Source organism: Skermanella aerolata KACC 11604 (assembly GCF_000936425.1).
In the GTDB taxonomy this organism is placed as follows: Bacteria; Pseudomonadota; Alphaproteobacteria; order Azospirillales; family Azospirillaceae; genus Skermanella; species Skermanella aerolata.
The window spans coordinates 91,699-116,771 of sequence record NZ_AVFK01000014.1; the positions used below are offsets into that span (position 1 = coordinate 91,699).

Consider the following 25,073-nt stretch of genomic DNA (forward strand, 5'->3'; position numbering starts at 1 on the left):
CCGACCTACAAAAGCATCCTCGGGCAAAAGCACGCTCGCGTAGGTCGGGCCTCTTCAGCCCGACATCTAACGTTCCAGACCGGTAAATATTTGATTTTTTTGTGTATACTTTTAGATTAAGACTCAGTCCATCAATGCCGCGGGGACGCGGCAGGTGAACTCGCGGCCATGCAGGGATTTGTAGAGAACGCGCAAAGACTTGCGATCCGCCTCCCGCAGGCTCCCACGCATCAGGTCGTCATGAAGCTGAAGCGCCTGGGCACGGTTGAGGCCGTGCCCCTTTGTCAGCAGCACCGCCAGCAGGAGCGCCGCGTCGGTATCGGTCCGGGCCTGGCGCTTGTCCGCTTCAGCCATGGCATGGCGCAGGTCGGCGATGGCGCCTTCGGTGGAGCGGGTGCCGGACGGACGCCCGTCCTGGGTTCGGAACTCGGTTTCCGGTACCGGCGGCGGTGCCGGATGTCCTCCGATCCCCAGCCGGCGCGCCGCCACCGACGCGGTTTCGGCAGCGGAAGAAACCTCCGGTTTGCCGCGGAAGCGGGCGATCATGTTGGACAGGTGGTCAAACAGCCCAGCCATCCAAGCCTATCAACCTCCCGCAATAGTCCAGCCGCGCAAACCATCCTGCGCGACGTGCTTCACCTCATCGAAGGATTAACGGCGTTTCATTGATTTATAGTTAAGAATCAGTGGCTCTTCGCTCCGCGCAGGCCGCCTCCACCAGGACGGTGGCCGCCGCTGCGGCCGCCTTTTGCCCGACACCTTCCGCCCCGATGGTCTGGCCGCTGACATAGGTCCCCTCGATCAGGAGCAGAAGCTGATCGGCCAGCATGGCCGGATCATGGGCGCCGGCCATCTCGGCAAGTCCGCCCAGGCGCTTGCGCAATTCGAGCTTGTTGGCAAGGGCGACGATGCGGCCGGGATGATCGAGGTCCGGGAATTCGACCGCCGTATTGATGAAGGGGCAACCCCGATAGTCCAGGTTGGCCGTCCGCTTTCCGACCGCTTCGAAGATCGCCCTGATCTGGCCCCGCGCATCGCCCGGATGACGCGCCGTCACCTTGTCCCACCATGTCCAATAGATCTGGTCGCGATATTCCAGGAAAGCCGCGACCAGCTCGTCCTTTCCGGCGAAGTTTCTATACAGGCTCATCTTCGCGACGCCGGAATGGGCGATGACGGCATCGATGCCGACCGCCCTGATGCCTTCGCGGTAGAAAAGCTCGGCAGCGGCTTCGAGGATGCGGGTGCGGGCGGATTTGGCGGCTTGGTCCTGCATAAGTCCCATCGGATAATTCTCGTTGACAGATGATACAGAACGGTCTCTATCATCGCAAGTCTTCGTTAACGCCCGGAGCTCTTCCATGTCTTTCCTGTCCGACCGGCTGGCGCGCGGACGTATCCACTACGGATGGTACGTCGCCGGGATTACCTTCGTCACGCTTCTGGTGGCGGCGGGTATCCGCTCCATGCCGAGCATCCTCATCCTCCCGGTCGAGCAGGAGTTCGGATGGTCGCGCGCCACCATCTCGTTCGCCGTCGCGATCAACCTCGTCCTCTATGGTCTGATGGGTCCCTTCGCGGCGGCCTTCATGGAGCGCCTGGGCGTCCGCAAGACCATCGTGATGTCGCTGGTGCTGGTGGCGGGAGGAGTGGCGCTGACACCGCTGATGACCGCCCCCTGGCAGCTGGTCCTGCTGTGGGGCGTGGTGGTCGGAACGGGCACCGGCATGACAGCCCTCGTCCTCGGCGCCACGGTCGTCAACCGCTGGTTCTCCGAACAGCGCGGTCTCGTCATGGGAATGCTGACCGCAAGCACGGCAACCGGGCAGTTGCTGTTCCTGCCGCTGCTGGCCATGATCGTGGAGGATCTGGGATGGCGCACCGCCGTCCTGGGCGTCGCCTGCGCCGCCCTCGTCATCGTCCCGCTGGTGATGCTGCTGATGCGGGAACGTCCCCGCGACGTCGGCCTTGCCCCCTTCGGCAAGACGGAGATGGAGGCGGCGCCGTCCCGTCCGACCGGGAATCCTTTCGCCCTGGCGTTCGGAGCCTTGATCGAGGGATCGCGCTCCCGCGATTTCTGGCTGCTTTTCGGGACGTTCTTCATCTGCGGGCTGAGCACCAACGGCCTGATCGGGACCCACCTGATCGCGGCCTGCTTCGACGCCGGCATCCCTGAGGTCAAGGCCGCCGGGCTGCTCGCGATGATGGGCATCTTCGATCTGGTCGGCACGACGCTGAGCGGCTGGCTGTCCGATCGCTACAACAACCGCTACCTGCTGGCCTGGTATTACGGGCTGAGGGGATTGTCGCTGCTGTGGCTGCCCTTCGCGCTCGACCTGTCGTTCTTCGGCCTGTCCCTGTTCGCCGTCTTCTACGGCTTGGACTGGATCGCCACCGTCCCGCCGACCGTCCGGCTCGCCACCAACAGCTTCGGGCGGGAAAAGGCGCCGATGATGTTCGGCTGGATCTTCACCGGCCACCAGCTCGGCGCCGCCGTCGCGGCATTCGGTGCCGGCGTGCTGCGCACGGCGATGGACGGCTATCTGGAAGCCTTCCTGCTCGCCGGCCTTGCCTGCTTCGTCGCGGTCGCCATGTCGCTGATGATCGGGCGGCAACCGACATCCCCCGCCCGGGTCGCGAGCGAGGCGGCGTAGGGGTCACTTGCTTGAGCGCTACTTAAACATTGACCGGTCTGAAGCGTTAGATGTCGGAACTCACCGGTCAATCTGCAATGCCGTTGGTATCAGTTACCCGCGCGATACTTCAATTACCCGCGTTACGAAGATTTCGATTGAGGATCTGAATTAAAAATTCATCACAACTGATCAGTTTCCGTCAGGAGATGCCAAAGTCAATTCTTGGAATAACGAATATCAAAGCATTCTCTTGGTACTCCATCATTCCTGTACCCGATATAGACACTCCCCGTCATCAACGAACACTTACTACATGAAGGTGACTCACCCATGCGCATGCTCGACGACCTGAAACCCGGCGACCGCTACGCCGGCGGCCCGCTGACGCTGTCGGAAGCCGATATCGTGGACTTCGCCCGACGCTTCGACCCGCAGCCGTTTCACCTCGACCCTGTCGCCGCCAGGGACAGCGTCTTCGGCGGACTGGCCGCAAGCGGATGGCATACCGCCGCACTGACGATGCGCATGATCGTGGACGGAGAGACCAAGCTGGCGGGCGGGTTCATCGGTGTCACCGTCGAGGAGATCTCATGGCCGCAGGCGACGCGCCCCGGCGATGATCTTCGTATCGAAAGCGAGGTACTGGAAGTACGCCCCTCGACCAAGCGGCCGGATCGTGGCACGGTGCGCATCCGCACCCTGACCTACAATCAAAAAGACGAAGTGGTTCAGCGGATGACCGCGGTGCTGCTCGTTCCTCGCCGATCCATGCCGGAGTAGTCTTGCCGAAACATCATCTGGACAGCACCGCAATGGCGGTGCTGACGGTTCTATGCCTGTGCTGGGGTCTCCAGCAGGTCGCCATCAAGATCGCCATTCCGGGAATATCCCCCACGCTCCAGGCCGGCATCCGGTCGATTGGATCGCTGATCCTGCTCTGGGGCTGGTCGGCCTGGAACGGCGTCCGGCTGTTCGGGCGCGACGGCTCGCTGTGGCCCGGATTGGCGGCGGGCCTGCTGTTCGCGGTCGAATTCCTGCTGATCTTCACCGGCATGACGTTCACGACGGCCTCGCGCGGAGTGATCTTCCTTTATACCTCTCCGTTCATCGTGGCGCTGGGCGCACACCTCTTCGTGCCGAACGAGCGGATGCGCCTGATCCAGGCGCTGGGATTGCTCTGCGCCTTCGCCGGTGTCGCGGTCGCCTTCGCCGATGGCCTGCGGCTCCCGACCAGCCGAGAACTGATCGGCGACGCGATGATCCTTCTGGGTGCAGTCGCCTGGGGCGCCACCACGGTCATCATCAAGGCGTCCCGGCTGGCTTCGATCAGTCCGAACAAGGTGCTGTTCTATCAGCTCGGCGTTTCCGCGGTCACCCTCCCCATCCTCTCGGCGGCGCTGGGAGAAAGCGGCATTACGGCTCTGACGGGTCCAGTCCTGGCCTCGATGGCCTACCAGATCGTCATCGTCGCATTCGCCAGCTATCTCACCTGGTTCTGGCTGATAAGCTCGTATCCCGCCGGCAAGCTGACCGCCTTCTCGTTCCTGACACCCTTGTTCGGGTTGATCGCGGGCGGCGTGCTGCTTGGTGAGAGGATCAGCGGTGCCATGGTGGCCGCCATGCTGTTGGTGTGCTTTGGGATATACCTCGTGAACCGTCGCCCGGCCGTTTCCTGAAAGCGGTCCTGCCATACGGAAAGCACTTGGCGTCTCGTAGTCTTCGCACCCTAAACTACTGACTCGCAAAGGAGAAGCGGCATGAATGTCGAATGCGTCGTGGCGGAGCCTGCCAAGCTGGGTGAAAGCCCGATGTGGTCCGTCGCCGAACAGAAACTGTACTGGGTCGATATCGAAGCCCCGGCCCTCCACCGTTTCGACCCGGCTTCGGGCCGGGATGAAAGCTGGTCGATGCCCGAGGAGATCGGGTCCATCGCAGTGCGCGGCAGGGGCGGCCTGCTGCTGGGGCTGAGGAACGGCCTTGCCTTCTTCGACCCGGCTTCGGCCGAACTGACCCGCCTGTTCGATCCGGAGGCGGATAAGCCGGACAACCGGTTCAACGACGCCACAACCGACGGCGCCGGCCGCTTCTGGGCCGGGACGATGCGGATGGGCACGCCGCTCGACCAGCCGCAGGGTACGCTGTACCGGATCGATCCGGACCTGAGCTGCCGTCCCATGATCGATGGGCTCTGGACCACGAACGGGCTGGCTTTCAGCCCCGACAACAAGACTATGTACCTGTCCGACAGCAACGCCAAGGTGCGGACCATCTGGGCATTCGACTACGATGCCGCTACGGGCACCCCAAGCAACCGCCGGGTTTTCGTGGATACCCACGGCATGGCTGGAAGGCCCGACGGCGGTGCGTGCGACGCGGACGGATGCTACTGGATGGCGGGGATCTTCGGCGGGGAACTGCTGCGTTTCACGCCGCAGGGCGTGCTGGACATGACCGTCAAGATGCCGTGCCGCACCCCGACCAAGATCGCCTTCGGCGGGCGTGGACTCGACGTGATCTACGTGACCTCCCTGCAAAAAAGCGGAGAAGAGCCCGATCCGCTCGCAGGCTGCCTCTTCGCCATCACCGGAACAGGAGTCACCGGCATGGAGGTGCCGCCATTTGCCGGATAGTAAGTTTCCGGTCAATTTCCAGTAAATCCGGTACGCCACACTGTATTGTACGATTATTTCCAATTCGCGTTAATGACTTGGGGTATATAGTGAACAACCCCCGCGATCGGCCCCTTATCGTCAGTTATAGTGTAGATTCTGTTCTTTTTCGGAGAATATCTGTAGCAATAGGATCAAACCCCAAAGGAGACATGGGATGTCCATTGCTACGTACGAACGTGAAATCTCCGCAAAAGAGGATCGGATCGCATCCGATCAGGCGGAGCGGGCACCTGCCCGTTTCGCCGATCCGAGGGCCGGAATGCACCACCGGCTACCCGGATTCGTGCAGCCTTTCCTTACTTGGCTGACGGCCCGTCCGGCACCGGGAGAAACCGCCAAGGCGCATTCCTCCCATTACCATGTCGTCACGGCCTTCGCCGCCCTGATAGCAGGCGTCGCCTTCAGCCTCGCGGCACTCGAGCTGGGTGGCTTCTGGCTGATCGCCCTGCCCTTCATGATGATCCTCTCGTCGTCCGGGATGGGCAAGCTACAGGCGGTCGTCTTCCATCATTGCGCCCATGGCACGGTATTCCGCGAACGTTCGACCAATCGCCGTGTCGGCGAGACGATCTCGATCCTGCTTTTGATGAAGCATTTCGACGTCTATCAGCACGAGCACATGCTTCATCACAGTCCCAACAAGCTCCTGACCCACGAGGACGAGTTCACGCAGTTCGTGATGAACCTCGCCGGATTGCGGCCGGGCCTCCCCAAGGCGGTACTGTGGAGGCGCGTCATGATCAGTTTCGTTTCTCCATTCTTTCACCTGCGTTTCCTGCTGGCCCGCATCTCGTCGTGCCTGCTGTCCCATTCCACGGTCCACAACCTGATCGGCTGGGCGGCCTGGGGAGGGTTGTTCTACGTCACATGGCTGACGGAAACCTGGGTGCAGATGACCGTCGTCTGGCTCATCCCGGTCGTTATCCTGCTCCAGGTCGGGACGGCGCTCAGGACCTTGTGCGAACACCGCTTTCCGGAACAGGAAGTGATCAATGCCCGCGGCAAGACCTTCGTCTGCCTCGCCACCGCCGGCGTCTTCCCCGGCGCCCCCGTTCCCGAAAAATCCGCCATGACCCCCAGCGGTCTGGCCGCCTGGGCCGGCTGGTGGGCCGCCATGCTGACGGTCCATCTTTTCGCCCGCGTCTTCGTGCTGGTCGGCGATGCGCCCTGCCATGATTTCCATCATCGCCGGCCGGCATCGCGCCGCTGGACCGACTACATCCACGCCCGCCAGAAGGATGCCGACAGCGGTTGCCCGACCTATCCTCTCGGCTACATCGAGACCTGGGGCCTGAGACAAGCGATCGACGAGAACCTCGCCTCGCTCAGCACGGCGTCCCGCATCTGAACTCCCCAAAGTAAAGCCTAAGCTTCGCAGGTCAAGCCCACGTGCCAGGGTCAGGCTCGGTAGAAGATCGATGCCGACCCGTCGGCAACCCGCTGCTGGGGCAGCCGGACCGTCACGGTCGTTCCGACCCCAAGGCGGCTGTCGATGCTGAGGGTGCCGCCATGGCGTTCCGCCAGGGTCTTGCACAGCGGAAGCCCGAGACCCGTGCCGCCGAACCGCCGGGTATAGGTGTTCTCCAACTGGCAGAACGGTTCGAGCGCCCGTGGAATATCCTCGGGCGCCATTCCGATGCCGCTGTCGATCACCTGAAGGACGGCGCCGCCATCGTCCGAAAGACCGGCACGGATCTCCACCCGCCCGCCGGCCGGAGTGAACTTAACGGCATTGCCGATCAGGTTGATCAGGATCTGGCGGATCCGGGTCGGATCGGCATGGATGGGCGGCATTCCGGGACGGATGCCGATCGTCAGGTTGACACCGCGCTCGCGTGCCATGGTCGAGACGGCCCCCATCGCGGCGCCCGCCGCCTGGGCCAGATCGACGCTCTCTTCCCGCAGGGTCGCACGTCCGGACTGAAGACGTGAGAAGTCGAGGATGTCCTGTATCAGGCTCAGCAGGTGCTGCCCGTTCTCATGGATGTCGGAGGCGTATTCCTGGTACTTCTCGCGGGAGTCGATCCCGTACATCTCGTCGCGGATGATCTCGGAAAAGCCGATGATGGCGTTGAGCGGCGTCCGCAGTTCGTGACTGAGGTTTGCCAGGAACGCGGCCTTGATCGAGTTGGCCTCCTCAGCCACGATCTTGGCGACCCGCAACTCCTCCTCCACCCGGCGGCGCTGCATGATATCGACGAAGACACCCAGGGCCGCCTCCACCACTTCGCGGTCGTCGGGACCGAAGGGGCGGGACACGTTGGCCTCCCCCCGGTTGCCGAGCAGAAGCGCTATGCCGGCGGCCGGATCGTAGGCCCACATGATGTAGGGCAGGCCCAGCGCCTGGACCAGCGCCGCCGCCATGCCGTCGCCGGCCTCGCGCGAGGACGTGAAGAAGAATTCGGGCGGATCGTCGAGCGGGATCTCGCCCACGGCACGGGGATAGGCGAAGCCGAGGGCATTGACGATCCTGAAGCCCCCTTGCCGGCTGTCCCGCCGCAGGATGGCGGCACGGTCGCAGACCAGATTGTCCAGAACGATCTCGAGCATCCGGTCGCCGATGGCCTCGTCGGATGCCTCGACGTTCACCAGGCCGAAGGCGCTGCGCAGAAGCCGGGCGGCGGTGCGCGACCGGCGGGCCTCCCGATGGGCGCGGCTCTGTTCCTCCTGCATCCGCAGCACCCTGGCGCCCAGGTCGTTGCATTGCCGGCGATAGAAAGCCAGTTCGCGTTCCAGGTCCTCGGTCGAGCGGTCGGTCATTCCCTGTCCGTCAGCCCCTCATCCGTTGTAGCAGAGAACGGTCAACACGCCTGTCCAGTCGAGCGGCCGGCTGCGCATCTCGTCGACCGGCGCTATCTCCACGCCGGAATAGAACCCAAGCAGAGGCGCCCGTATATCGATCTCGTCGAGCAGCACTTCCGCCTCCTCGATCTCCGAACCGCTCCGCGCGCTGGCCCGGCCTGCGCAGTCGATATAGAGCGCCATCAGCGGACGCTGGCCGGATACCCGCCGGTTCATCAATCGCACGCCGTCGCGAACGCTCTGCACCATCAACCCATTGTCGCGAGACATGATCTGAACGACCGATCCGCGACGAAAATCCGGCTCGAACAAAGTAATTGACCGGCGATCCGACGCCACTTGGAGAATCAGGCGATTCACATAGCGGTTTTCGTCGTAATCGGCAAACGGATCGCCATGCTTTTCACCCAACGTAACCATAAGAGACAAGTTCCGGCCATCGTCATCGGCGATATCCATGCCAAGCATGGTCTCAATGACGTCAAGGGCCGGCTTGCCATCCAGTTCGAACACTTCGGCGCCATCGATGTCGGTAATCGTCATGAACGAACTTACCGGGACGCAGCCGTGCAGGATCGCCGTCTCGGCCGTTATCGCGGCCGGCAGCACCACGGCGACGGCGGAGTGCTTCTTCGGTCTGGTTCCATCGAAGACATACCCGTCCGACAGGTTCATGTCCGTCAGGGCGCCGGCTCCGACCAGATGCGGGCGGCAGGGGCGTCCACCCTCGCCCGCACCTTCGCCCATGCCATCATAGATTCCATCGACCAGCGGACTGGCCGGATGCAGTCTCGGCGGATCGGTGGCGGCCAGGCTGTCGTAGAACAGCAGGACGACCCGGTCGTCGCCGGCAAGCCCGCGCAGGCTTTCCCCAAGGCGCCGCCCGGCGGCCGCCTCGCCTTCCAGCAGGCCGTCGTCCACCAGGATGTCGGGCAGGCCCAGCGTCGCCGGGAACAGCCCGACCGCGACTTCGAAACCGCTGTAGCCGAAACCGGCCGACGTGACGGTCCCCGCGGCGGAACCGCCGACGACGGGTACCGAACCGACGACCGAGCGCAGTCCCGCCAGCACGGCCGAGGGATCGTGCTTGCCGCCGCAGAACATCAGCACCCAGGCCGGTTCGTCGGCGGTACGGAGCATGTCGGCGGCCCGGTGCGCCGCCTCGGCTCCGGCTTCGCGGGGATCGGGATTGTTGCTACGGCCGACGCCGATCAAGTCCCGCCCCATCATCTCCGCCATCGACCAGCCTGAAACTGGCATGGCGCCGAACCATCCTCAGAAACACCGGCGCGGAGATCGGCTTCGCGATGTAGTCGTCGCATCCGGCATGGCGGATAGCCGCCTCGTCCTCCGGCGCCGCATAGGCGGTCACCGCGATGATGGGAATATCCTTCAGGTCGCCGCTGGCGCGGATCTCGCGCGTGACGTCGATACCGGACATGTCCGGCAAGCCGATGTCCATCAGGATCACGTCGGGAGTGAACTCGCGCGCCATGCTCAAGGCCTGTTCCCCATCGGTAGCCTTGAGGGTATTGTAACCCGCCGCCTGGAGAAGGTCGTCCAGAAGCTTGAGGTTGAAAGCATTATCTTCGACGATCAGCACGGTGCGCACGGGAAGCGGCGGCTTGGCTCCGGCGCCGCTCCGCGATCCCGTGGATCGTGCCGAAGGGCCGGACGATCCGCCCTTGTCAGAAACGAGAGAAAATTGCCGCGCCATTCTTACCTATAGCGGAAGTGGAGCGTTCAATATCTCTCACCTGCTCGGAGATATCCAATTAAAAAAGCAAGTTGACGATCTTTAAAGAACCAAAAGAATTCTTGGTAATTCCGTTGAGAAAAGCTTGGAAAATCAACCCGTCAACCGTTCTTCTATTCAGCTATTTTATGATAAAATGCGATGAAAAAGCGGTCTTTTTGCCGATGGACATCCCGCACCGGCAATCAGCGGTCATCCACTGTCCAGCCCCGGTAAAACAGCGCGAAACCCACCACACCCATGGCGGCGGCGATCACCAGGCCGAAACCTCCGATCGCCATGTCGATCCAGAAGGCGTTGAGCAGGACGCTCAGGAAGATGACCACGAATCCGGCAAGCGCCTGTGGGGTCTGGACGGATTTCTGAACCTGGCTGAGGCGATCCCAATACATTCCTTGCCCTCCCTGAGTGTTTCCGCGTCCGGCGCCGGGAAAGAAACTTGCCTTGCTGCCGTCTGAGGCTGTTATTTTCCGTAATGCTATTACCCGGATACTGGGCGTTTCAAGAACGCTGACGAAAGTCAGCAGCGTTGAATCGTCGCAGTCGTTTTCCCTGCTTCTCCGACGCAGCCGGAAGGGTCAGCCTTTGTTGTCTCCTCCCTCGTAGTTTTGGACTAATGGCAAGTCCGCGAAAGCGGCTTATGATCAATCCCAAGCAAAACAGAGCCACCGCATCGATCCTTGAAAATGCGGCAAAGAGGCGGAATGGGAGAGAGACAGACCATGTGCAGACTTTTCGTCATGCAGGACCCGGCGTCGTATGAATGCGAGACGCGAGCCGTCCGCTTGCACGGCCACACCACGAGCATCCGCCTGGAGGCCGAGTTCTGGGCGATCCTGGAAGAGATCGCGGCCCGCGAGGGCGTCCCGCTGTCGCGTTTCCTCTGCACGCTGCATGACGAGGTGCTTCAGCACCAGGGCGACATCCCCAATTTCGCATCCATGCTGCGCGTAACCTGTGCGCTGTACCTGCGCGATCCCGTCGCCCATGCCTCGGCGGTGGCCGCGCGCCGGGCCAGGGAAATCGATGCTGTAGTAGCATGATACTACCACCACCCCGTTTCGCCGCCCTAGGATTTCGCGGAAGCGCCTGAAACAAGCGACGTGAAACCAAGGCGAAACCAGGGGGAGGGTCCGAAACAATGGCCAAAGTCATCCACGCGATGTTCCGCGTGATCGATGAGGACAGGTCGCGCGACTTCTACGCCAGGGCGTTCGGGCTGGAGGCTGCCGACCGTTACGAGTTCGACGGCTTCACCCTCGTCTACCTGCGGAACCGCGAGGCCGATTTCGAGGTCGAGCTGACCATCAACCATGGCCGTACGGAGCCCTACGACTTAGGCGACGGCTACGGGCACATCGCGGTCGCCGTGAACGACCTGGAAGCCGAGCACCGACGCTTCACCGAAGCCGGTCTCAATCCCAACCCGATCAAGGAGTTCATGCGCGAGGGCGCGCTGATGGCGCGCTTCTTCTTCGTGCAGGACCCCGACGGCTACAAGGTGGAGGTGCTCCAGCGGCATGGCCGCTACCGCTGAACCACCATCGACGAAAACCAACAAGACCAAAGCCGAACAAGGCAGTCCGAACCCCGTCCCCCTAGGGAGGAGACACGCATGAGGACCATCGACAAGCGGGCCAAGGTGACCCGCCGCAATTTCCTGAAATCGGGCGCTGCCGTCGCCGGCGTTACCGCCATCGCCGGCGGCGCTACGGTGACGGTCGATCCCAACGGCGCCTGGGCGATGACCACCCAGCACCTGAAGCCCGAAACCATGGTGACGCTCGTCAAGATGGCGCGCGACCTCTACCCCCACGACCGGCTGGGCGACGCCTACTACGCCAAGGCCGTTGAAGCCTATGACGGCAAGGCCGGCGCCGACGCCACGCTCAAGCAGTTGCTCGAGCAGGGCGTCTCCGACTTGAACACGGCATCCCAGGCCAAGTACGCGATGCCCTACGCCGCCGTCAACGAAGAAGGCGACCGGGTCGCGGTGCTTCGCACGATGGAAACCACCCCGTTCTTCCAGAAGGTACGCGGCGACATGGTCGTGGCCCTCTACAACCAGCCGGCCGTCTGGGCGAAGTTCGGCTACGAAGGCTCGTCCGCCGAGCATGGCGGCTACCTGCATCGCGGCTTCGACGACATCGACTGGCTGAAAGACGCCTGAGCAAACAAGCGCGTCACCAAGCAAGTCACCAAACGGCGGTTGGGAGGAACGGGAAAGATGGCTGCGAAATTCGACCTCAACGACGACGGCGTCGTGGTGATCGTGGGCTCCGGGGCCGGCGGCGGCACGTTGGGCAACGAACTGGCCCAGAAGGGCATCAAGGTGGTGGTCCTGGAAGCGGGACCACGCGTCGAGATGGAGGAATTCATCAACGACGAGTGGGAGGCCTTCTCCCAGATAAGTTGGCTCGACAAGCGGACCACCTCGGGAAGCTGGCGGGTCGCCAAGGACTTCGCGGGCCTGCCGGCCTGGATCGTCAAGGCGGTCGGCGGCTCGACCATCCATTGGGCGGGCGCCAGCCTGCGCTTCCAGGAGCACGAGTTCAAGACCCGCACCCATTACGGCGACCTGTCCGGGGCCAACCTGCTCGACTGGCCGATCACACTCCAGGAACTCGAACCGTACTACGCCAAGGCCGAGTCGAAGATGGGCGTCACGGGGACAAACGGCATCCCGCGCCTGCCCGGCAACAACAACTACAAGGTCCTGGCGGCCGGTGCCAAGGCGCTGGGCTACAAGGAATTCCACAGCGGCAACATGGCGATCAACTCGCGAGAGCGGGACAACCGCGGTTCGTGTCAACAGATCGGCTTCTGTTTCCAGGGCTGTAAATCCGGCGCCAAGTGGTCGACCCTGGTCGCCGAACTGCCCAAAGGCGAGGACACCGGCAACCTCGAAGTCCGCTCCGACGCCCAGGTGCTGAAGATCGAGCACGACGCTTCCGGCAAGGTGACCGGCGTGCTCTACGGCGACAAGGCCGGCAACGTCCACCGCCAGAAGGCCCGCATCGTCGCGGTCGCCGGCAACTCGATCGAGAGCCCGCGCCTGCTGCTGAACTCCGCCTCCTCGATGTTCCCGGACGGTCTGGCGAACAGCTCGGGTCAGGTCGGGCGCAACTACATGCGCCACACCACCGGGTCGGTCTACGCGACCTTCGAAAAACCCGTCCACATGTATCGCGGCACCACCATGGCCGGCATCGTCCGCGACGAGGCCAAATTGGATACCTCGCGCGGCTTCGCCGGCGGCTACGAGCTGGAAACCCTGTCGCTCGGCCTGCCCTTCATGGCGGCCTTCCTGAACCCCGGAGCCTGGGGCCGCAGCTTCACCTCCGCGATGGACGGCTACGACCATATGGCCGGCATGTGGATCGTCGGCGAGGACATGCCGCAGGAGACCAATCGGATCACACTGCACGCATCCGAAAAGGACACCTTCGGTATGGCGATCCCGAACGTCCATTTCGATGACCACCCCAACGACGTCGCCATGCGCAACCACGCCTTCCGCCAGGGCTCGACCCTGTACGAGGCCGTCGGCGCCACCCGCACGATCCACACGCCACCCTACCCTTCCACCCACAACCTCGGCACCAACCGGATGAGCGCCAACGCCCGCGACGGCGTCGTCAACAAGAACGGGCAGACGCACGACATCAAGAACCTGTTCGTCTCGGACGGCAGCCAGTTCACGACCGGGGCCGCCTGCAATCCGACCCTGACGATCGTCTCCCTCGCGATCCGGCAGGCGGATTTCATTGCCGACCAGATGAGCAAGCGGGAGATCTGACGGACGCTTCGGTCGTCGCCCTGTCCGGACCGGTTCCGGACAGGGCTTTTTTACGGGCAAAATTGGTCAGGCCACCCGACCTTTTAGCCGGTTGACCTTCGTCGTCTTATGATTGACACTCCCCGCAAAATCGAAACAACGGGATGGGGGGAACTGCCACATGACGAAGGTCGCCTTATCCGGAGCCGGCGGCAATATCGGGCGCGTGCTGCGTCCGCAACTGCTGGAACGCGGCGTCGATCTGAGGTCCGCCGGCGGCTCCAGGCCGCTTGAGCCGCTTGTCGAGGGCGAGGACATCTGCCACGGCGACCTGCGCGACCCTGATGTGGTGGACCGGCTGCTCCAGGGCGTCGACGTGCTGATCCATCTGGCCGGCACCAGCGTCGAACGCCCGCTTCCCGAAATCATTGACAACAACCTGCGCGCCCTTCACGAAGTCTACGAGGGCGCTCGCCGTCACGGCGTCAAGCGCATCCTGTTCGCCAGTTCCAACCACGCCATCGGCATGCATACGGTGGACGAGACGCTGGGGCTCGACTGCGAGTTCCGGCCGGACGGCTTCTACGGCCTCAGCAAGGTCTGGGGTGAGGCGATGGCCCGGATGTACTGGGACAAGCACGGGATCGAGGGCATCAGCGTCCGGATCGGCTCCTACCAGGAGCGCCCCATGGAATTCCGCCACCTCAGCACCTGGCTAGGGCACGACGATTTCCTGCACATGATCATGCAGGTAATCACGGTACCTTCAGTCGGCTACCTGACGGTCTGGGGCGTCTCCGCCAATACCCGCAGCTACTGGGACAATACCGGCGCCGAGCGGCTGGGCTACGAGCCTACCCAGAACGCGGAGGACTTCGCCGCCGAGATCCTCAAGCAGCCCAACCCGCTCGATCCGATCGCCCAGCGCCACCACGGCGGCAGCTTCGTCACCATGGACTACACGCCGCAGGACGAGCGGCCGGGGCCGCTGACGCCCGACGATACAACCGGCTGAGACGGCAGGCATCCCGTGCCGATCCAGACCGTCGCGTCCCAGCGGCTCTACCAGCAGGTCGCCGGCCAGCTCGGCGAGTTGATCCGGCAAGGTGAGTTCCTGCCGGGCGACCGGCTGCCGCCGGAACGCGACCTCGCCCGCCAGCTCGGCGTCAGCCGCCCGACCGTCCGCGAGGCGATGATAGCGCTGGAGATTGCCGGTCTGGTCGATGTCCGGACGGGCTCCGGCGCCTATGTCCGCAAGGCTCCCTCCAGCGGCGTCATGCCGTTCGCGCCGCCCGACATCGGCCCCAGCCCGTTCGAGCTGGTTGCGGCGCGCCGGCTGATCGAGCCGGAAGTCGCTTTCACCGCAGCCGGATGCATGCATGCCGGCGTGCTGGCCGGGATCGCCGAGACGCTCGACCTGATGCGGGCCGGCATTGATGCCGGGCAGGGCGTCCAGGCAGCCGACCGGCTGTTCCACACCCGCATCGCGGCCGCAACCGGCAATACGGTGCTGTCCGCCATCGTGGAGCAGCTTTGGGACAGCACATTCGAGCCGATCTTCGAAGGCCTGAGCCGGCGTACCGGCCTTCCTGAGAATCAGAGAGCGGCACTGGCCGGACATATCAGGATCTTCGAAGCCCTGGAGCGCGGCGACGCGGTGGGTGGCAGAGACGCCATGCGCGCCCATCTAGCGGAGGTCGAAACGATCCTGATGGCGGAAGACTGGCCGGCACCCGCATCCGCGCCCCAATCCGCAACCGGCACGGATTGACCGCGATGCCCAAAAAGCCCGAACGGGCATATCTTCAAAGGGAAAGGAAAATTCATCATGGCGACACAGCAGCGTGACCTGCTGAGGGCGATGTTCGATGCGGCCGTCGATGCGGCGCTGCCCGACAAGGTCGTGCCCAAGCACCTGCCGCCGCCGCCCAAGGGCCGCACCATCGTCCTCGGTGCCGGCAAGGCGTCCGCCGCGATGGCGAAGGCGGTCGAGGACCACTGGCCCGGCCCGATCGAGGGGCTGGTCATCACCCGATACGGCCATGCCGTGCCCTGCCGCCACATCGAGATCGTCGAGGCCTCCCATCCCGTTCCGGATGCCGCAGGCCACGCAGCGGCCCAGCGAATCCTGGAACTGGCCGAGAGCGCCGGGCCGGACGATCTGGTGCTGTGCCTGATCTCCGGCGGCGGTTCCGCCCTGCTGGCGCTGCCGGCTCCCGGCTTGACGCTGGAGGACAAGCAGGCGGTCAACAAGGCTCTGCTGGCCTCGGGTGCCGATATCGGCCAGATGAACGCGGTGCGGAAGCACCTGTCCGCGATCAAGGGCGGACGGCTCGCCGCGGCGGCGCATCCCGCGAAGGTCGTCAGCCTGCTGATCTCCGACGTGCCGAACGACGATCCCTCGGTCATCGCCTCCGGCCCGACGGTCCCTGATCCCTCGACCTTCGAGGACGCCCGCGCCGTGCTGAAGCGCTACGGCATCAAGCCCTCGCCAGCCGTCCAGCAGCACTTGGAACGCGCCGAAGAAGAGTCGCCGAAGCCCGGCGACCCCCGTCTGGCCGACGTGACCAACGTGATGATCGCGACACCGCAGTTCTCGCTGGAAGCCGCCGCCGAAGTCGCGCGCAAGGCCGGCGTGACCCCGCTCCTGCTCGGCGACAGCTTGGAGGGCGAGGCCTACGAGGTCGGCAAGATCATGGCCGGCATCGCGGCATCCGCCGCCACGCACGGCCACCCGCTGCCCGCTCCCTGCGTGCTGCTGTCGGGCGGCGAGACGACGGTCACCGTGCGCGGCAAGGGCCGGGGCGGACGCAACGTCGAGTTCCTGCTGGCGACCGCCGTGGCGCTCAACGGCCGTTCCGGCATCTGGGGCATCGCGGGAGACACCGATGGGATCGACGGTGCCGAGGAAGTCGCCGGAGCGATCATCACCCCGGATACCATCGCGCGGGCCGCCGCCAAGGGCATCAGCGCCAAAGAAAGCCTTGCCGACAACGACGGCCACAGCTTCTTCGAGGCGCTGGGCGACCAAGTCGTCACCGGGCCGACGCTGACCAACGTCAACGACTTCCGGGCGATCCTGATCGAAGACCCGGCGAAGGGATAAGGCCGCGACCATGCCCGCCAGCAGCATCGACAAGCAGCCGTTCGGCACCCTGGCCGACGGCTCCGCCGTGGACCGCTACCGCCTGACCGGAGACGGCGGGATCGAGGTGGAGATCATCCCGCTCGGCGGGATCGTCACCGCCCTGCGGGTGCCGGACTGCGATGGGAAATTCGCCAACGTCGTCCTCGGCCTGCCCCGGCTGGAGGACTACGCGGTCCCGGGCCGCTACTTCGGCGCCATCATCGGGCGCTACGCCAACCGGATCGCGGGTGGCCGGTTCGAGCTGGACGGAACGGAAGTCAGGCTTGCGGCCAACAACGGGCCGAACGCGCTGCACGGCGGGCCGGGCGGCTTCAACCAGCGGCTCTGGCGGGTGGACTCCGCCGGCGACGGCCGGCTGGTCCTGGCCTACCGCAGTCCCGACGGCGAGGAAGGCTATCCCGGAACGCTGGACGTGACGGTGACCTACTCGCTGACGCCGGACAACGGCTTGCACATCGACTACCGGGCGGAGACGGACCGGACGACGGTGGTCAACCTGACCAACCACAGCTTCTTCAATCTGGCCGGCGAGGGATCGGGCAGCATCGAGGGGCACGAACTGATGCTGAACGCGTCGCGCTACACGCCGGTCGATCGGACATCGATCCCCACCGGAGAGATCGCCCCCGTCGCGGGGACCCCGTTCGACTTCACCACACCAACCCGGATCGGCGAGAGGCTTCGGGCCGGCCACCCCCAGCTCGTCACGACGCGCGGCTACGACCACAACTTCGTGATCGATCACCAGGGCGGAGACCAGCCGGTGCTGGCGGCAAGGGTGGTCGATCCGGTGTCGGGCCGCATCATGGAGGTGCTGACGACGGAGCCGGGCGTGCAGGTCTACACCGGCAACTATCTGGACGGCACGCTGGTCGGCTCGGGCGGCGGGACCTACCGGCAGGGTGACGCGCTGTGCCTGGAAACCCAGCACTTCCCCGACTCTCCCAATCGGCCGGAATTTCCCTCGACCCGGCTGAACCCCGGCGAGGTCTTCCGCTCGACCACGATCTACCGGTTCCCGAAGCCGGTCTGATCCGTCACGCCCAAACATGGTCGGCGAAGGTCCCCGGCGGCAGGCCCACGGCGTCGACGTCCAGCGTGTGGATCACGGTGCCGTCGGCGGTCCTGCTGGTGAAGATGGTATGGCCGTTCTTCTCGACCGCCGTCGTCTTCAGGTCGATGCCATGGGCGCCGGTGAAATAGGCCTTCATGATCCGGTCGCCCTCGGCGGCGTTGAAGCCGACGATCTTGTCGTTGCCCAGCTTCGTCGCAGGGTCGTTCCAGGGCATGTAGAAGACATCCGCCCCGCCGCCGCCCTTGAAGGTCTCGCTGCCGGAGCCGCCCTGGAACAGGTCGGCGTAATTGCCGCCCGTCACCGTTGCGTTGTCCTTGCCGCCGTAGAAGTCCAGGCGGGTGCTGGACGACACCGTGAACGCCTCGATCCCGGTAAAGGAGCCGGCGCCCTCGAACACTGTGGGAGCGCGGTTGTTGTCCTGGAAATAAAGGAAGCCGCCGGGTCCATAGTCGTCGAGATCGATAGCGATGCGAGCCGGCGCGGTATCGAGCGAGTCCGAAAACGGGTCGGTCCGGACTTCGGTCTTGCCGGCCATGATATGAAGCGTGTCGGTGCCGGTGCCGCCGGAGAACAGCGACGCGGACTCCGACACCAGCCCGTATTCCTCCATCACGAGGGTATCGTTGCCGCTGTCCCCGTAAAGGTCGTTGGTCCCCTCGCCGCCGGACAGACGGTCGTTGCCGGCACCGCCATGAAGCTGGTCGTACCCGGCGCCGCCTACCAAATGGTCGTCGCCGCCGTTGCCGTAGAGAACGTCGTTCCCCTTGGTGCCGTAAAGTCTGTCCGCCACCGAACCGCCCCGCAACGTCGCCATCTCGTTCCCCCAGGAAATTTGGGCGCCCCACGCCCTGCTCGATGTGGTTAATAATACGTTACCGAGAGAAAATTAAGTAACCAAAAAGGCTAAAGATAGGTCAACCGTAGGGAGGATTAGTGGACAGACGCTCTTATGACCTAAAAAACTTATCTTAGGCAATTGGCGCAACCGGAGCGCTATGCCCGATGTTCCATCTCCTGTGCCTCACCGGAGGCTGCATTTACGGTTAAATTGAGAAAAGGAACGGATCATGGGTCTCTTCGACTTCGTGAAGGAAGCGGGCCGCAAGCTTGGCATCGGCAGCGATGCGCCGACGCCGGACGAACTGCGGGCCGAAGTGACCAAGCTTGGTCTGGACGCCAAGGATCTGGCGCTCGATGTGCAGGGAGACACCGTCACGGTCTCGGGCAGTGCTCCCAGCCAGGAACTGCGCGAAAAGATCGTGCTCGCGGTAGGCAACGTCCATGGCGTCGCCAAGGTCGAGGACAAGTTGACGGTCGCGGCGCTCGACGGCTCGACCCAGGGCGCTGACGCGTCGGCAAGCGGGGCGTCAGTTCCGGCACAGGGCCAAGCCCAGGCAAAATTCTATACGGTCAAGTCGGGCGATACGCTGTCGAAGATCTCCAAGGAGTTCTACGGCGACGCGAACCGCTACAATGGGATCTTCGAAGCCAATCGCCCCATGCTGGAGCACCCGGACAAGATCTATCCGGGTCAGGTCCTGCGCATTCCCTGATCAGGAAACGACAAGGAAACATTCAGGTCCAAACGGGATGCGCCGGTAAAAGCCGGCGCGTCTCGGATCAGCGACCGTTCCACTGGCGGACGTCGCCGGTATCGACGTGGATGAAGCCCTTGTTCGGGTAATAGCCGACACCGCCCTGCCCGAGCGCCAAAGCAGCTTTCCGCATGTTGCGCAGGCTGACGCCCGGCAGCGTGATATCGACCGCCTGTCCGACCATGTGGTAGCTGTGCGACGCCGTTCGGACGCCATGACGGCGAAGCGCGGCGTTGGTTTCAGGGGTTCGGTAGCCGGAAAGGATCTCGAACGGCTTGGCCGCGTCGACGTTGTTTCCGACATTGTAGAGCAGGTCCAGCAGCCCGGGATCGATGGTCTTGGTCTCGTCGGTACGCCAGTCGCGCATCAGCCAGTTTACGCGGTCCAGGGCATCGACCACGTAGAAACCGTCCTGGAAGTAGGTTTCCTTGAAAAACTCGCCGGTCTGGCGATGGTACAGATGAAGCGTCCGGTCCTTGAGGGGTGCAACAGCGGCCGCCGCCGGTTTGATCGTTGCCAGAACAGCAGCGGAAATTCCGCCCACGATCAGCGACCGCCGTGATACCGCCCCCGTTTTACCGCTAAAATGCATAAAACCAGCCCCAATATGGTTAATTTCGACATGCGAGGAATGCCCATGACTGGATTTTGTTTCCTGGTCAATGCAAATAATTAACTTTTTCTTAACCATTTTTGTGACCAAGAGTGTACTGTGCTGTGTGGCGGTGCAGCATCTGTGAATTTTCCTATTGGATTTTTTGAGAATGCTGAAAATGCGGGTGGTGAACCAGCCTGAATAGTGACGCTCATCGTTACGAAAAACCGAGAGTTATAGGCAACTCGGTTTGTTGAAACATCTGGAAATACGTTTGGCAGGCCAAAGGCCACTCTTTCGCCATCGGCTTCTGGCCTAAAGAAAGAGGAAAATAAACCTATGAAAATTGCACAGATTGCGCCGCTTTCAGAAAGCGTACCGCCGCGTCTCTATGGCGGAACCGAACGTATCGTCTCCTACCTGACCGAGGAACTGGTGCGCCAGGGCCACGACGTCACACTTTTCGCCAGTGCCGATTCGTTAACGTCTGCGACGCTGGTGCCCGGCCGTTTCCGCGCCACCCGGCTCGACCCGGCTTGCCCGGATCCTACGGCCAGCACCATGCTGATGCTCGACCGCGTCCGCCGCATGGCGGATGACTTCGACATCCTCCATTTTCATATGGATTGCGTGCAGTTTCCCCTGTTTCGTCATCTCGCCGACCGCACCCTGACGACGCTGCATGGCCGGCTGGATCTCCCGGACCTTTATCCGTTCTACCACGAGTTCGACGACATGCCGGTCGTCTCGATCTCCAACAGCCAGCGCCGTCCGGTGCCGGACGCGAACTGGGCCGGCACCATCTATCACGGTGTCCCGGCGGCACTTTACCGGCCCTCGACCGAACCCGGCGACTATCTGGCCTTCCTGGGACGGATATCGCCCGAGAAGCAACCGGACGAGGCCATCCGGATCGCCCTGCGGGCGGGCTTGCCGCTGAAACTGGCCGCCAAGGTGGACCGGGCCGATGCCGACTACTTCCACGACCGTATCCGGCCGCTGCTGGACCATCCGCTGATCGATCTGATCGGCGAGATCGGGGACAAGGACAAGAGCGGCTTCCTGGGCGGCGCCAAGGCGCTGCTGTTCCCGATCAACTGGCCGGAACCCTTCGGCATGGTGATGATCGAAGCGATGGCCGCCGGGACCCCGGTGATCGCCTATCGTTGCGGGTCGGTCGAAGAAGTGGTTGAACACGGGATCACAGGGTTTATCGTGGATAGCCAGGACGAAGCCGTGGCCGCTGTCGGACGCATCGGCGAACTGGACCGCCGCAAGATCCGCGCCCGGTTCATGGAGCGTTTTTCAGCCGAGCGCATGGCGCTTGACTATGTCGATCTCTATCGCAAGGCCGCCGAGGGAAGATTGCACGCCCTGCCGGCCATTCCGGACCGGTCGGGCTGGAGCAACGGGGCGGCCGGAAAGGCTACCTGATCATGACGACGCCGGGACCTGACGCGTTGCCCGACTCCGCATTCCCCGACCCCGCATCGGAATTCTACATTCCGGCGGTCGGTTCCCTGACCGACCGCCGGACCCGAACGATCAAGCATGCGGATACCTTCGCCGTGTTCGACGACCACGGCGATATCCTTTACGCGATAGGGCGGCCGGACGGACTGTATCATCAGGACACGCGCTACGTCTCACGGCTGGAACTGCTGATCGACGGCCAGCGCCCGCTGCTGCTCAGCACCACGATAGAGGACCGGACGGCGGTGCTGTCCAGCGACATGTGCAATCCGGACCTTTACCGCGACGGCGAGCACATCCTGCGCGAGACGCTGCATCTCGCCAGGGCCAAGTTCCTGTGGAACGGCGCCTGCTATGAAAGGCTGGTGATCCGGAACTACTCCGACCGTCCGGTCCAGGCCACGCTGACGCTGCGGTTCGGCTCCGACTTCGCCGACCTGTTCGAGGCGCGGGGGCAAAAGCGCCAGAAACGGGGCACGATAGAGCCGCCGCAGATCGGCAAGGATCGCGTGGCACTGGGATATGTCGGGCTCGACGGAAACCGGCGGGAAACGCTTTTGCAGTTCGACCCTCCTCCCGCCAGGCTGACGTCGTTCGAAGCGTCGTACGACCTGGATCTGGCACCGAAGGAGTGGATACCGCTGTTTTCCACCATCTCGGTCGCCGGCATGAAGCCCGAACGCAATGGGACGCGCGCCGGGTTCTTCGTCGCCTTGCGGGCCAAGTTCCGCGACCACCGGACGATGTTCGCTCCGGTGGCCCGGATCGTGAGTTCGAATACCGTCTTCAACGAAACCCTGCGCAGGTCCGGATCGGACTTGGCGATGCTGACGACCAGGACGCTGGAGGGAGCCTACCCCTATGCCGGCATCCCGTGGTTCAGCACCGCGTTCGGCCGCGACGGGATCATCACCGCCATGCTGCTCGTCAGCTTCGCGCCCGATGTCGCGGCCGGAGTACTGCGCTATCTGGCCGCGATGCAGGCGCAGGAGGAGGACCCCGCCGCCGATGCCGAACCCGGTAAGATATTGCACGAAACGCGCGGCGGCGAGATGGCGATGCTGGGCGAAGTCCCGTTCCGGCGCTACTACGGCAGCGTCGATTCGACCCCGCTCTTCGTCATGCTGGCCGGCTCCTATTACGAGCGCACCGGCGACCTGGGCCTGATAACCCGGATCTGGCCCAACATCGAAGCGGCGCTGGGCTGGATCGACCGTTACGGCGACCGGGACGGCGACGGCTTCGTCGAATACGGCCGGCGCAACCAGACCGGCCTCGCCAACCAGGGTTGGAAGGACAGTCACGACAGCGTCTTCCACGCCGACGGCGCCATGGCGGAAGGACCGATAGCCCTGGTCGAGGTCCAAGGCTACGTCTATGCCGCCAAGCGCACCGCCGCCGTCCTGGCGCGGCAACTTGGGCGTGCCGACCGGGCGACATCGCTGGAGGCCGAGGCCGAGACCCTGCGCGTCCGGTTCGAAGACGCGTTCTGGTGCGAGGAGATCGGTACCTATGCGCTGGCGCTGGACCGCGACAAGCGGCAGTGCCGGGTGCGGACGTCCAACGCCGGTCACGCGCTGTTCAGCGGGATCGCGGCTGGTGACCGTGCGGCACGGGTGGCGGCCACGCTGATGGATGCCGCATCGTTCTCCGGCTGGGGCATCAGGACGCTCGCCACGACGGAGGCACGCTACAACCCGATGTCCTATCACAACGGGTCGATCTGGCCGCACGACAACGCCATGGTCGCCATGGGTCTAGCACGATACGGCCATGCCGACGAGGCCGCGCGGGTATTCCATGGATTGTTCGACGCGGCGGCCGATACGGATTTGCGCCGCCTACCCGAACTGTTCTGCGGCTTCCCTCGGCGGCGCTCGCGCTCGCCGGTATCCTATCCGGTCGCCTGCTCACCCCAGGCATGGGCCAGCGCTACCCTGCCCGGCCTGCTAGCCGCGGCGATCGGGTTGCGCTTCGTCCCTGAACGGAACGAGATCCGCTTCGACCGGCCGGTCCTGCCGCCCTTCCTGGAGGAAGTGGAACTGCATGGCCTGAAGGTCGGAAACTGCGAAGCCGACGTCCTGCTCCGCCGTCACGCCATCGACGTCGGCGTGACGGTCCTGCGGCGGAGCGGGCCGGTCAATGTCGTCACGGTGAGTTGAAGACGCGCCGGGGCCGAAGGGATGGCCGGTCGGAACCAGCCGTGCCGGTCCTTCCCTCCGTCCGCGGGTCGTCAGAGCAGCCAGCCGTCCGTCGTGTGGTGAGCCTGCGCATCGGTGCCGTGGTCGGCGATGGCGATGGTATCCACCGCTGCCGGCGCATCCTCCAGAGCCTGCCATTTGGTCAGGGCCGTGGAGTCCGTCGCTTCGACGGCAGAGGCGGACGCCGATGCGTCGGCCTGAACATCGGTAGCGCCGGCAGACGCTTCCTTGGCATGGCTGTAGACGATCAGTTCATCGCCCGTGCTCTTCACCAGGCCGGACGATTCCTCGTCGGCAGCGGACCCTGAAGCCGCTGCGACCGCCCCCGAAGCCTTGTTCGAGGACCAGGCCCCCGCAGTGCTGGCCGCGTATGTGGCGCCGACCTTGTTGCCGCTGACCGACAGGCCGTCGTTGTTGCCGCTGTTGACGCGCAGCCAGTCGTCGCGCTCGAAGATATTGCCGCTCAGCGTGATGTTCTCGCTGTAGAGCGGGCTGGAGTGGTTGGCGACGCTCTTGTCGAGCCAGATGACCGCATCGTAGTCGTTGTCCGGATGCAGGTAGTTCTTGGCGATGTAGCTGTCGCGGGCGCCGGAGACCAGGATGGCCGACTTGTTGACGTCCCAGACTTCGTTGCCGGTGACCGTCAGGTCCTTGGCCTCGTAGCCGCGCGCGTTCGGCCACATCCACTGGCTGGTCGTCCAGCCGCCGACGCTGATGCCGTTGACGTCGGCATCCCAGACCTTGTTGTTGACGATTTCGTCGTTGCTCGACCCGCCCTTGACGACGATGCCGGCCGTGCCTTCGACGCCCTTGATGTTGTTGCCGGCGATCCGTGAATCGTTGACCGCGACGAAATCGATGCCTTCGCCGCCTGAATTCGTGATGCTGTTGTGGACTACCTTGACGTTGTAGGCCTGCGATACCTTGACACCGTCGCCGCCGGAGCTGTGGATCACGTTGTCCTGGATCGTCAGGTCCCGGATCGGGTCGCTGAAGCCCTTGCCCGACATGCCGAAATGGATGGCGTTCGAGTTGTTCGCGCCATCGATCTCGAAGCCTTTGATGGTGACGCCTTCGACGCCGAAGCCGCTGATCGTGGAGCCGTTCTGGGATGCCGCTCGAATGGTGGCGTCCTGGTTCCCATCGGCCGAAATCAGCGAAAGGTTATTATCGTATATCCGCAGGTTCTCAGTGTATGTGCCGGCCTTGACCATCACATCGGTGCCGCTCGTCGCCTTGTTGAGAGCGGCTTGAATGGTTTTCAAAGGGTCCGAGGCGCTGCCGGAGTTGGAGTTGTCTCCTTTGGGGGAAACCCAGATCTGACGGTCGGCCATAGGTGCTC

25 protein-coding genes are annotated in these 25,073 nt (G+C 63.8%); 16 read left to right on the plus strand and 9 right to left on the minus strand.

All coding sequences use genetic code 11. From position 1 onward, the window contains the following. Positions 1-123: 123 nt before the first annotated feature. Together N826_RS17970 and N826_RS17975 are read right to left on the minus strand one after the other, a co-directional pair. Entirely contained in the window at positions 124-576 is a 453-nt protein-coding gene (locus N826_RS17970; RefSeq protein WP_044431084.1) for a hypothetical protein, read from the minus strand. Positions 577-676: 100 nt separating this feature from the next. Then, positions 677-1,285, minus strand: a complete 609-nt coding sequence (locus N826_RS17975) for a TetR/AcrR family transcriptional regulator (RefSeq protein ID WP_244619552.1) — start codon at positions 1,283-1,285, stop codon at positions 677-679. Positions 1,286-1,361: 76 nt separating this feature from the next. On the opposite strand from N826_RS17975, the gene N826_RS17980 reads away from it, so the two are divergent. The 5 genes from N826_RS17980 to N826_RS18000 all read left to right on the plus strand — a co-directional run bounded on the left by N826_RS17980 (position 1,362) and on the right by N826_RS18000 (position 6,656). Further along, positions 1,362-2,654 (plus strand): MFS transporter, encoded by a 1,293-nt coding sequence (locus N826_RS17980; protein WP_044431085.1) that lies wholly within the window; start codon positions 1,362-1,364, stop codon positions 2,652-2,654. Between the two features lie 312 nt (positions 2,655-2,966). Then, entirely contained in the window at positions 2,967-3,416 is a 450-nt protein-coding gene (locus N826_RS17985) for a MaoC family dehydratase (protein WP_044431086.1), read from the plus strand. A 2-nt stretch (positions 3,417-3,418) separates the two neighbouring features. Next, entirely contained in the window at positions 3,419-4,312 is an 894-nt protein-coding gene (locus N826_RS17990) for a DMT family transporter (RefSeq protein WP_044431088.1), read from the plus strand. Positions 4,313-4,393: 81 nt separating this feature from the next. After that, positions 4,394-5,266, plus strand: a complete 873-nt coding sequence (locus N826_RS17995) for an SMP-30/gluconolactonase/LRE family protein (RefSeq protein WP_044431090.1) — start codon at positions 4,394-4,396, stop codon at positions 5,264-5,266. Positions 5,267-5,462: 196 nt separating this feature from the next. Continuing rightward, the gene (locus tag N826_RS18000) at positions 5,463-6,656 is read left to right on the plus strand and encodes a fatty acid desaturase (RefSeq protein WP_044431092.1); all 1,194 of its coding nucleotides are present in this window, start codon (positions 5,463-5,465) and stop codon (positions 6,654-6,656) included. Positions 6,657-6,706: 50 nt separating this feature from the next. On the opposite strand, the gene N826_RS40220 is transcribed toward N826_RS18000, so the two are convergent. The 4 genes from N826_RS40220 to N826_RS18020 form a co-directional block, all read right to left on the minus strand. Then, entirely contained in the window at positions 6,707-8,068 is a 1,362-nt protein-coding gene (locus N826_RS40220) for a sensor histidine kinase (protein ID WP_052831537.1), read from the minus strand. Positions 8,069-8,086: 18 nt separating this feature from the next. After that, entirely contained in the window at positions 8,087-9,370 is a 1,284-nt protein-coding gene (locus tag N826_RS18010; RefSeq protein ID WP_084720862.1) for an FIST signal transduction protein, read from the minus strand. Continuing rightward, on the minus strand, positions 9,306-9,827 hold the full coding sequence (locus N826_RS18015; protein ID WP_084720863.1) for a response regulator: 522 nt from the start codon (positions 9,825-9,827) through the stop codon (positions 9,306-9,308). Before N826_RS18015 ends, N826_RS18010 begins: the two co-directional genes overlap by 65 nt. 224 nt (positions 9,828-10,051) lie before the next feature. Beyond that, positions 10,052-10,258 (minus strand): hypothetical protein, encoded by a 207-nt coding sequence (locus N826_RS18020; RefSeq protein ID WP_044431096.1) that lies wholly within the window; start codon positions 10,256-10,258, stop codon positions 10,052-10,054. 330 nt (positions 10,259-10,588) lie between these two features. Between N826_RS18020 and N826_RS18025 the strand changes: the two genes are divergently transcribed. The 8 genes from N826_RS18025 (at position 10,589) to N826_RS18060 (ending at position 17,825) form a co-directional block, all read left to right on the plus strand. After that, on the plus strand, positions 10,589-10,909 hold the full coding sequence (locus tag N826_RS18025; RefSeq protein ID WP_044431097.1) for a ribbon-helix-helix domain-containing protein: 321 nt from the start codon (positions 10,589-10,591) through the stop codon (positions 10,907-10,909). Positions 10,910-11,007: 98 nt separating this feature from the next. Further along, positions 11,008-11,403 carry a VOC family protein gene (locus N826_RS18030; RefSeq protein ID WP_044431099.1) on the plus strand — a complete coding sequence of 132 codons (396 nt, stop codon included), beginning with the start codon at positions 11,008-11,010 and terminating at the stop codon, positions 11,401-11,403. Between the two features lie 78 nt (positions 11,404-11,481). Then, positions 11,482-12,036 carry a twin-arginine translocation signal domain-containing protein gene (locus N826_RS18035; RefSeq protein WP_044431101.1) on the plus strand — a complete coding sequence of 185 codons (555 nt, stop codon included), beginning with the start codon at positions 11,482-11,484 and terminating at the stop codon, positions 12,034-12,036. Between the two features lie 57 nt (positions 12,037-12,093). After that, a complete protein-coding gene (locus N826_RS18040) occupies positions 12,094-13,665 on the plus strand; it encodes a GMC family oxidoreductase (protein WP_044431103.1) in 1,572 nt (523 codons plus the stop codon). A 160-nt stretch (positions 13,666-13,825) separates the two neighbouring features. Continuing rightward, positions 13,826-14,659, plus strand: a complete 834-nt coding sequence (locus N826_RS18045; protein ID WP_044431104.1) for an NAD-dependent epimerase/dehydratase family protein — start codon at positions 13,826-13,828, stop codon at positions 14,657-14,659. 15 nt (positions 14,660-14,674) lie between these two features. Next, positions 14,675-15,415, plus strand: a complete 741-nt coding sequence (locus N826_RS18050) for a FadR/GntR family transcriptional regulator (protein WP_063772271.1) — start codon at positions 14,675-14,677, stop codon at positions 15,413-15,415. Between the two features lie 57 nt (positions 15,416-15,472). After that, positions 15,473-16,750, plus strand: coding sequence for a glycerate kinase type-2 family protein (locus tag N826_RS18055; protein ID WP_044431105.1), 1,278 nt, complete (start codon positions 15,473-15,475; stop codon positions 16,748-16,750). A 10-nt stretch (positions 16,751-16,760) separates the two neighbouring features. Then, a complete protein-coding gene (locus tag N826_RS18060; RefSeq protein ID WP_044431106.1) occupies positions 16,761-17,825 on the plus strand; it encodes an aldose epimerase family protein in 1,065 nt (354 codons plus the stop codon). 4 nt (positions 17,826-17,829) lie between these two features. On the opposite strand, the gene N826_RS45740 is transcribed toward N826_RS18060, so the two are convergent. Continuing rightward, positions 17,830-18,681 (minus strand): calcium-binding protein, encoded by an 852-nt coding sequence (locus N826_RS45740; RefSeq protein ID WP_044431107.1) that lies wholly within the window; start codon positions 18,679-18,681, stop codon positions 17,830-17,832. A 253-nt stretch (positions 18,682-18,934) separates the two neighbouring features. On the opposite strand from N826_RS45740, the gene lysM reads away from it, so the two are divergent. After that, positions 18,935-19,420, plus strand: coding sequence for a peptidoglycan-binding protein LysM (gene lysM, locus N826_RS18070; RefSeq protein WP_044431108.1), 486 nt, complete (start codon positions 18,935-18,937; stop codon positions 19,418-19,420). 67 nt (positions 19,421-19,487) lie between these two features. Here the strand turns inward: lysM and mepK are convergent, their stop codons facing one another. Further along, a complete protein-coding gene (mepK, locus tag N826_RS18075; protein ID WP_211099324.1) occupies positions 19,488-20,153 on the minus strand; it encodes a peptidoglycan L,D-endopeptidase MepK in 666 nt (221 codons plus the stop codon). 243 nt (positions 20,154-20,396) lie between these two features. Between mepK and N826_RS18080 the strand changes: the two genes are divergently transcribed. Continuing rightward, positions 20,397-21,491: a glycosyltransferase family 4 protein gene (locus tag N826_RS18080; protein WP_044431110.1), complete on the plus strand. Its 1,095-nt coding sequence runs from the start codon at positions 20,397-20,399 to the stop codon at positions 21,489-21,491. 2 nt (positions 21,492-21,493) lie between these two features. Next, the gene (locus tag N826_RS18085) at positions 21,494-23,692 is read left to right on the plus strand and encodes an amylo-alpha-1,6-glucosidase (protein ID WP_044431111.1); all 2,199 of its coding nucleotides are present in this window, start codon (positions 21,494-21,496) and stop codon (positions 23,690-23,692) included. Between the two features lie 71 nt (positions 23,693-23,763). On the opposite strand, the gene N826_RS18090 is transcribed toward N826_RS18085, so the two are convergent. After that, on the minus strand, positions 23,764-25,065 hold the full coding sequence (locus N826_RS18090) for a right-handed parallel beta-helix repeat-containing protein (RefSeq protein ID WP_044431112.1): 1,302 nt from the start codon (positions 25,063-25,065) through the stop codon (positions 23,764-23,766). Between the last annotated feature and the right edge of the window lie 8 nt (positions 25,066-25,073).

Excerpts from the sequence above, each read along its gene's own strand:
- N826_RS17970 (WP_044431084.1), bottom strand. The coding sequence starts at position 576 with ATGGCTGGGCTGTTTGACCACCTGTCCAACATGATCGCCCGCTTCCGC.
- N826_RS17975 (WP_244619552.1), bottom strand. The coding sequence starts at position 1,285 with ATGGGACTTATGCAGGACCAAGCCGCCAAATCCGCCCGCACCCGCATC.
- N826_RS17980 (WP_044431085.1), top strand. The coding sequence starts at position 1,362 with ATGTCTTTCCTGTCCGACCGGCTGGCGCGCGGACGTATCCACTACGGA.
- N826_RS17985 (WP_044431086.1), top strand. The coding sequence starts at position 2,967 with ATGCGCATGCTCGACGACCTGAAACCCGGCGACCGCTACGCCGGCGGC.
- N826_RS17995 (WP_044431090.1), top strand. The coding sequence starts at position 4,394 with ATGAATGTCGAATGCGTCGTGGCGGAGCCTGCCAAGCTGGGTGAAAGC.
- N826_RS18000 (WP_044431092.1), top strand. The coding sequence starts at position 5,463 with ATGTCCATTGCTACGTACGAACGTGAAATCTCCGCAAAAGAGGATCGG.
- N826_RS40220 (WP_052831537.1), bottom strand. The coding sequence starts at position 8,068 with ATGACCGACCGCTCGACCGAGGACCTGGAACGCGAACTGGCTTTCTAT.
- N826_RS18010 (WP_084720862.1), bottom strand. The coding sequence starts at position 9,370 with ATGCCAGTTTCAGGCTGGTCGATGGCGGAGATGATGGGGCGGGACTTG.
- N826_RS18015 (WP_084720863.1), bottom strand. The coding sequence starts at position 9,827 with ATGGCGCGGCAATTTTCTCTCGTTTCTGACAAGGGCGGATCGTCCGGC.
- N826_RS18020 (WP_044431096.1), bottom strand. The coding sequence starts at position 10,258 with ATGTATTGGGATCGCCTCAGCCAGGTTCAGAAATCCGTCCAGACCCCA.
- N826_RS18025 (WP_044431097.1), top strand. The coding sequence starts at position 10,589 with ATGTGCAGACTTTTCGTCATGCAGGACCCGGCGTCGTATGAATGCGAG.
- N826_RS18030 (WP_044431099.1), top strand. The coding sequence starts at position 11,008 with ATGGCCAAAGTCATCCACGCGATGTTCCGCGTGATCGATGAGGACAGG.
- N826_RS18035 (WP_044431101.1), top strand. The coding sequence starts at position 11,482 with ATGAGGACCATCGACAAGCGGGCCAAGGTGACCCGCCGCAATTTCCTG.
- N826_RS18040 (WP_044431103.1), top strand. The coding sequence starts at position 12,094 with ATGGCTGCGAAATTCGACCTCAACGACGACGGCGTCGTGGTGATCGTG.
- N826_RS18045 (WP_044431104.1), top strand. The coding sequence starts at position 13,826 with ATGACGAAGGTCGCCTTATCCGGAGCCGGCGGCAATATCGGGCGCGTG.
- N826_RS18055 (WP_044431105.1), top strand. The coding sequence starts at position 15,473 with ATGGCGACACAGCAGCGTGACCTGCTGAGGGCGATGTTCGATGCGGCC.
- N826_RS18060 (WP_044431106.1), top strand. The coding sequence starts at position 16,761 with ATGCCCGCCAGCAGCATCGACAAGCAGCCGTTCGGCACCCTGGCCGAC.
- N826_RS45740 (WP_044431107.1), bottom strand. The coding sequence starts at position 18,681 with ATGGCGACGTTGCGGGGCGGTTCGGTGGCGGACAGACTTTACGGCACC.
- lysM (WP_044431108.1), top strand. The coding sequence starts at position 18,935 with ATGGGTCTCTTCGACTTCGTGAAGGAAGCGGGCCGCAAGCTTGGCATC.
- mepK (WP_211099324.1), bottom strand. The coding sequence starts at position 20,153 with ATGGTTAAGAAAAAGTTAATTATTTGCATTGACCAGGAAACAAAATCC.
- N826_RS18080 (WP_044431110.1), top strand. The coding sequence starts at position 20,397 with ATGAAAATTGCACAGATTGCGCCGCTTTCAGAAAGCGTACCGCCGCGT.
- N826_RS18085 (WP_044431111.1), top strand. The coding sequence starts at position 21,494 with ATGACGACGCCGGGACCTGACGCGTTGCCCGACTCCGCATTCCCCGAC.
- N826_RS18090 (WP_044431112.1), bottom strand. The coding sequence starts at position 25,065 with ATGGCCGACCGTCAGATCTGGGTTTCCCCCAAAGGAGACAACTCCAAC.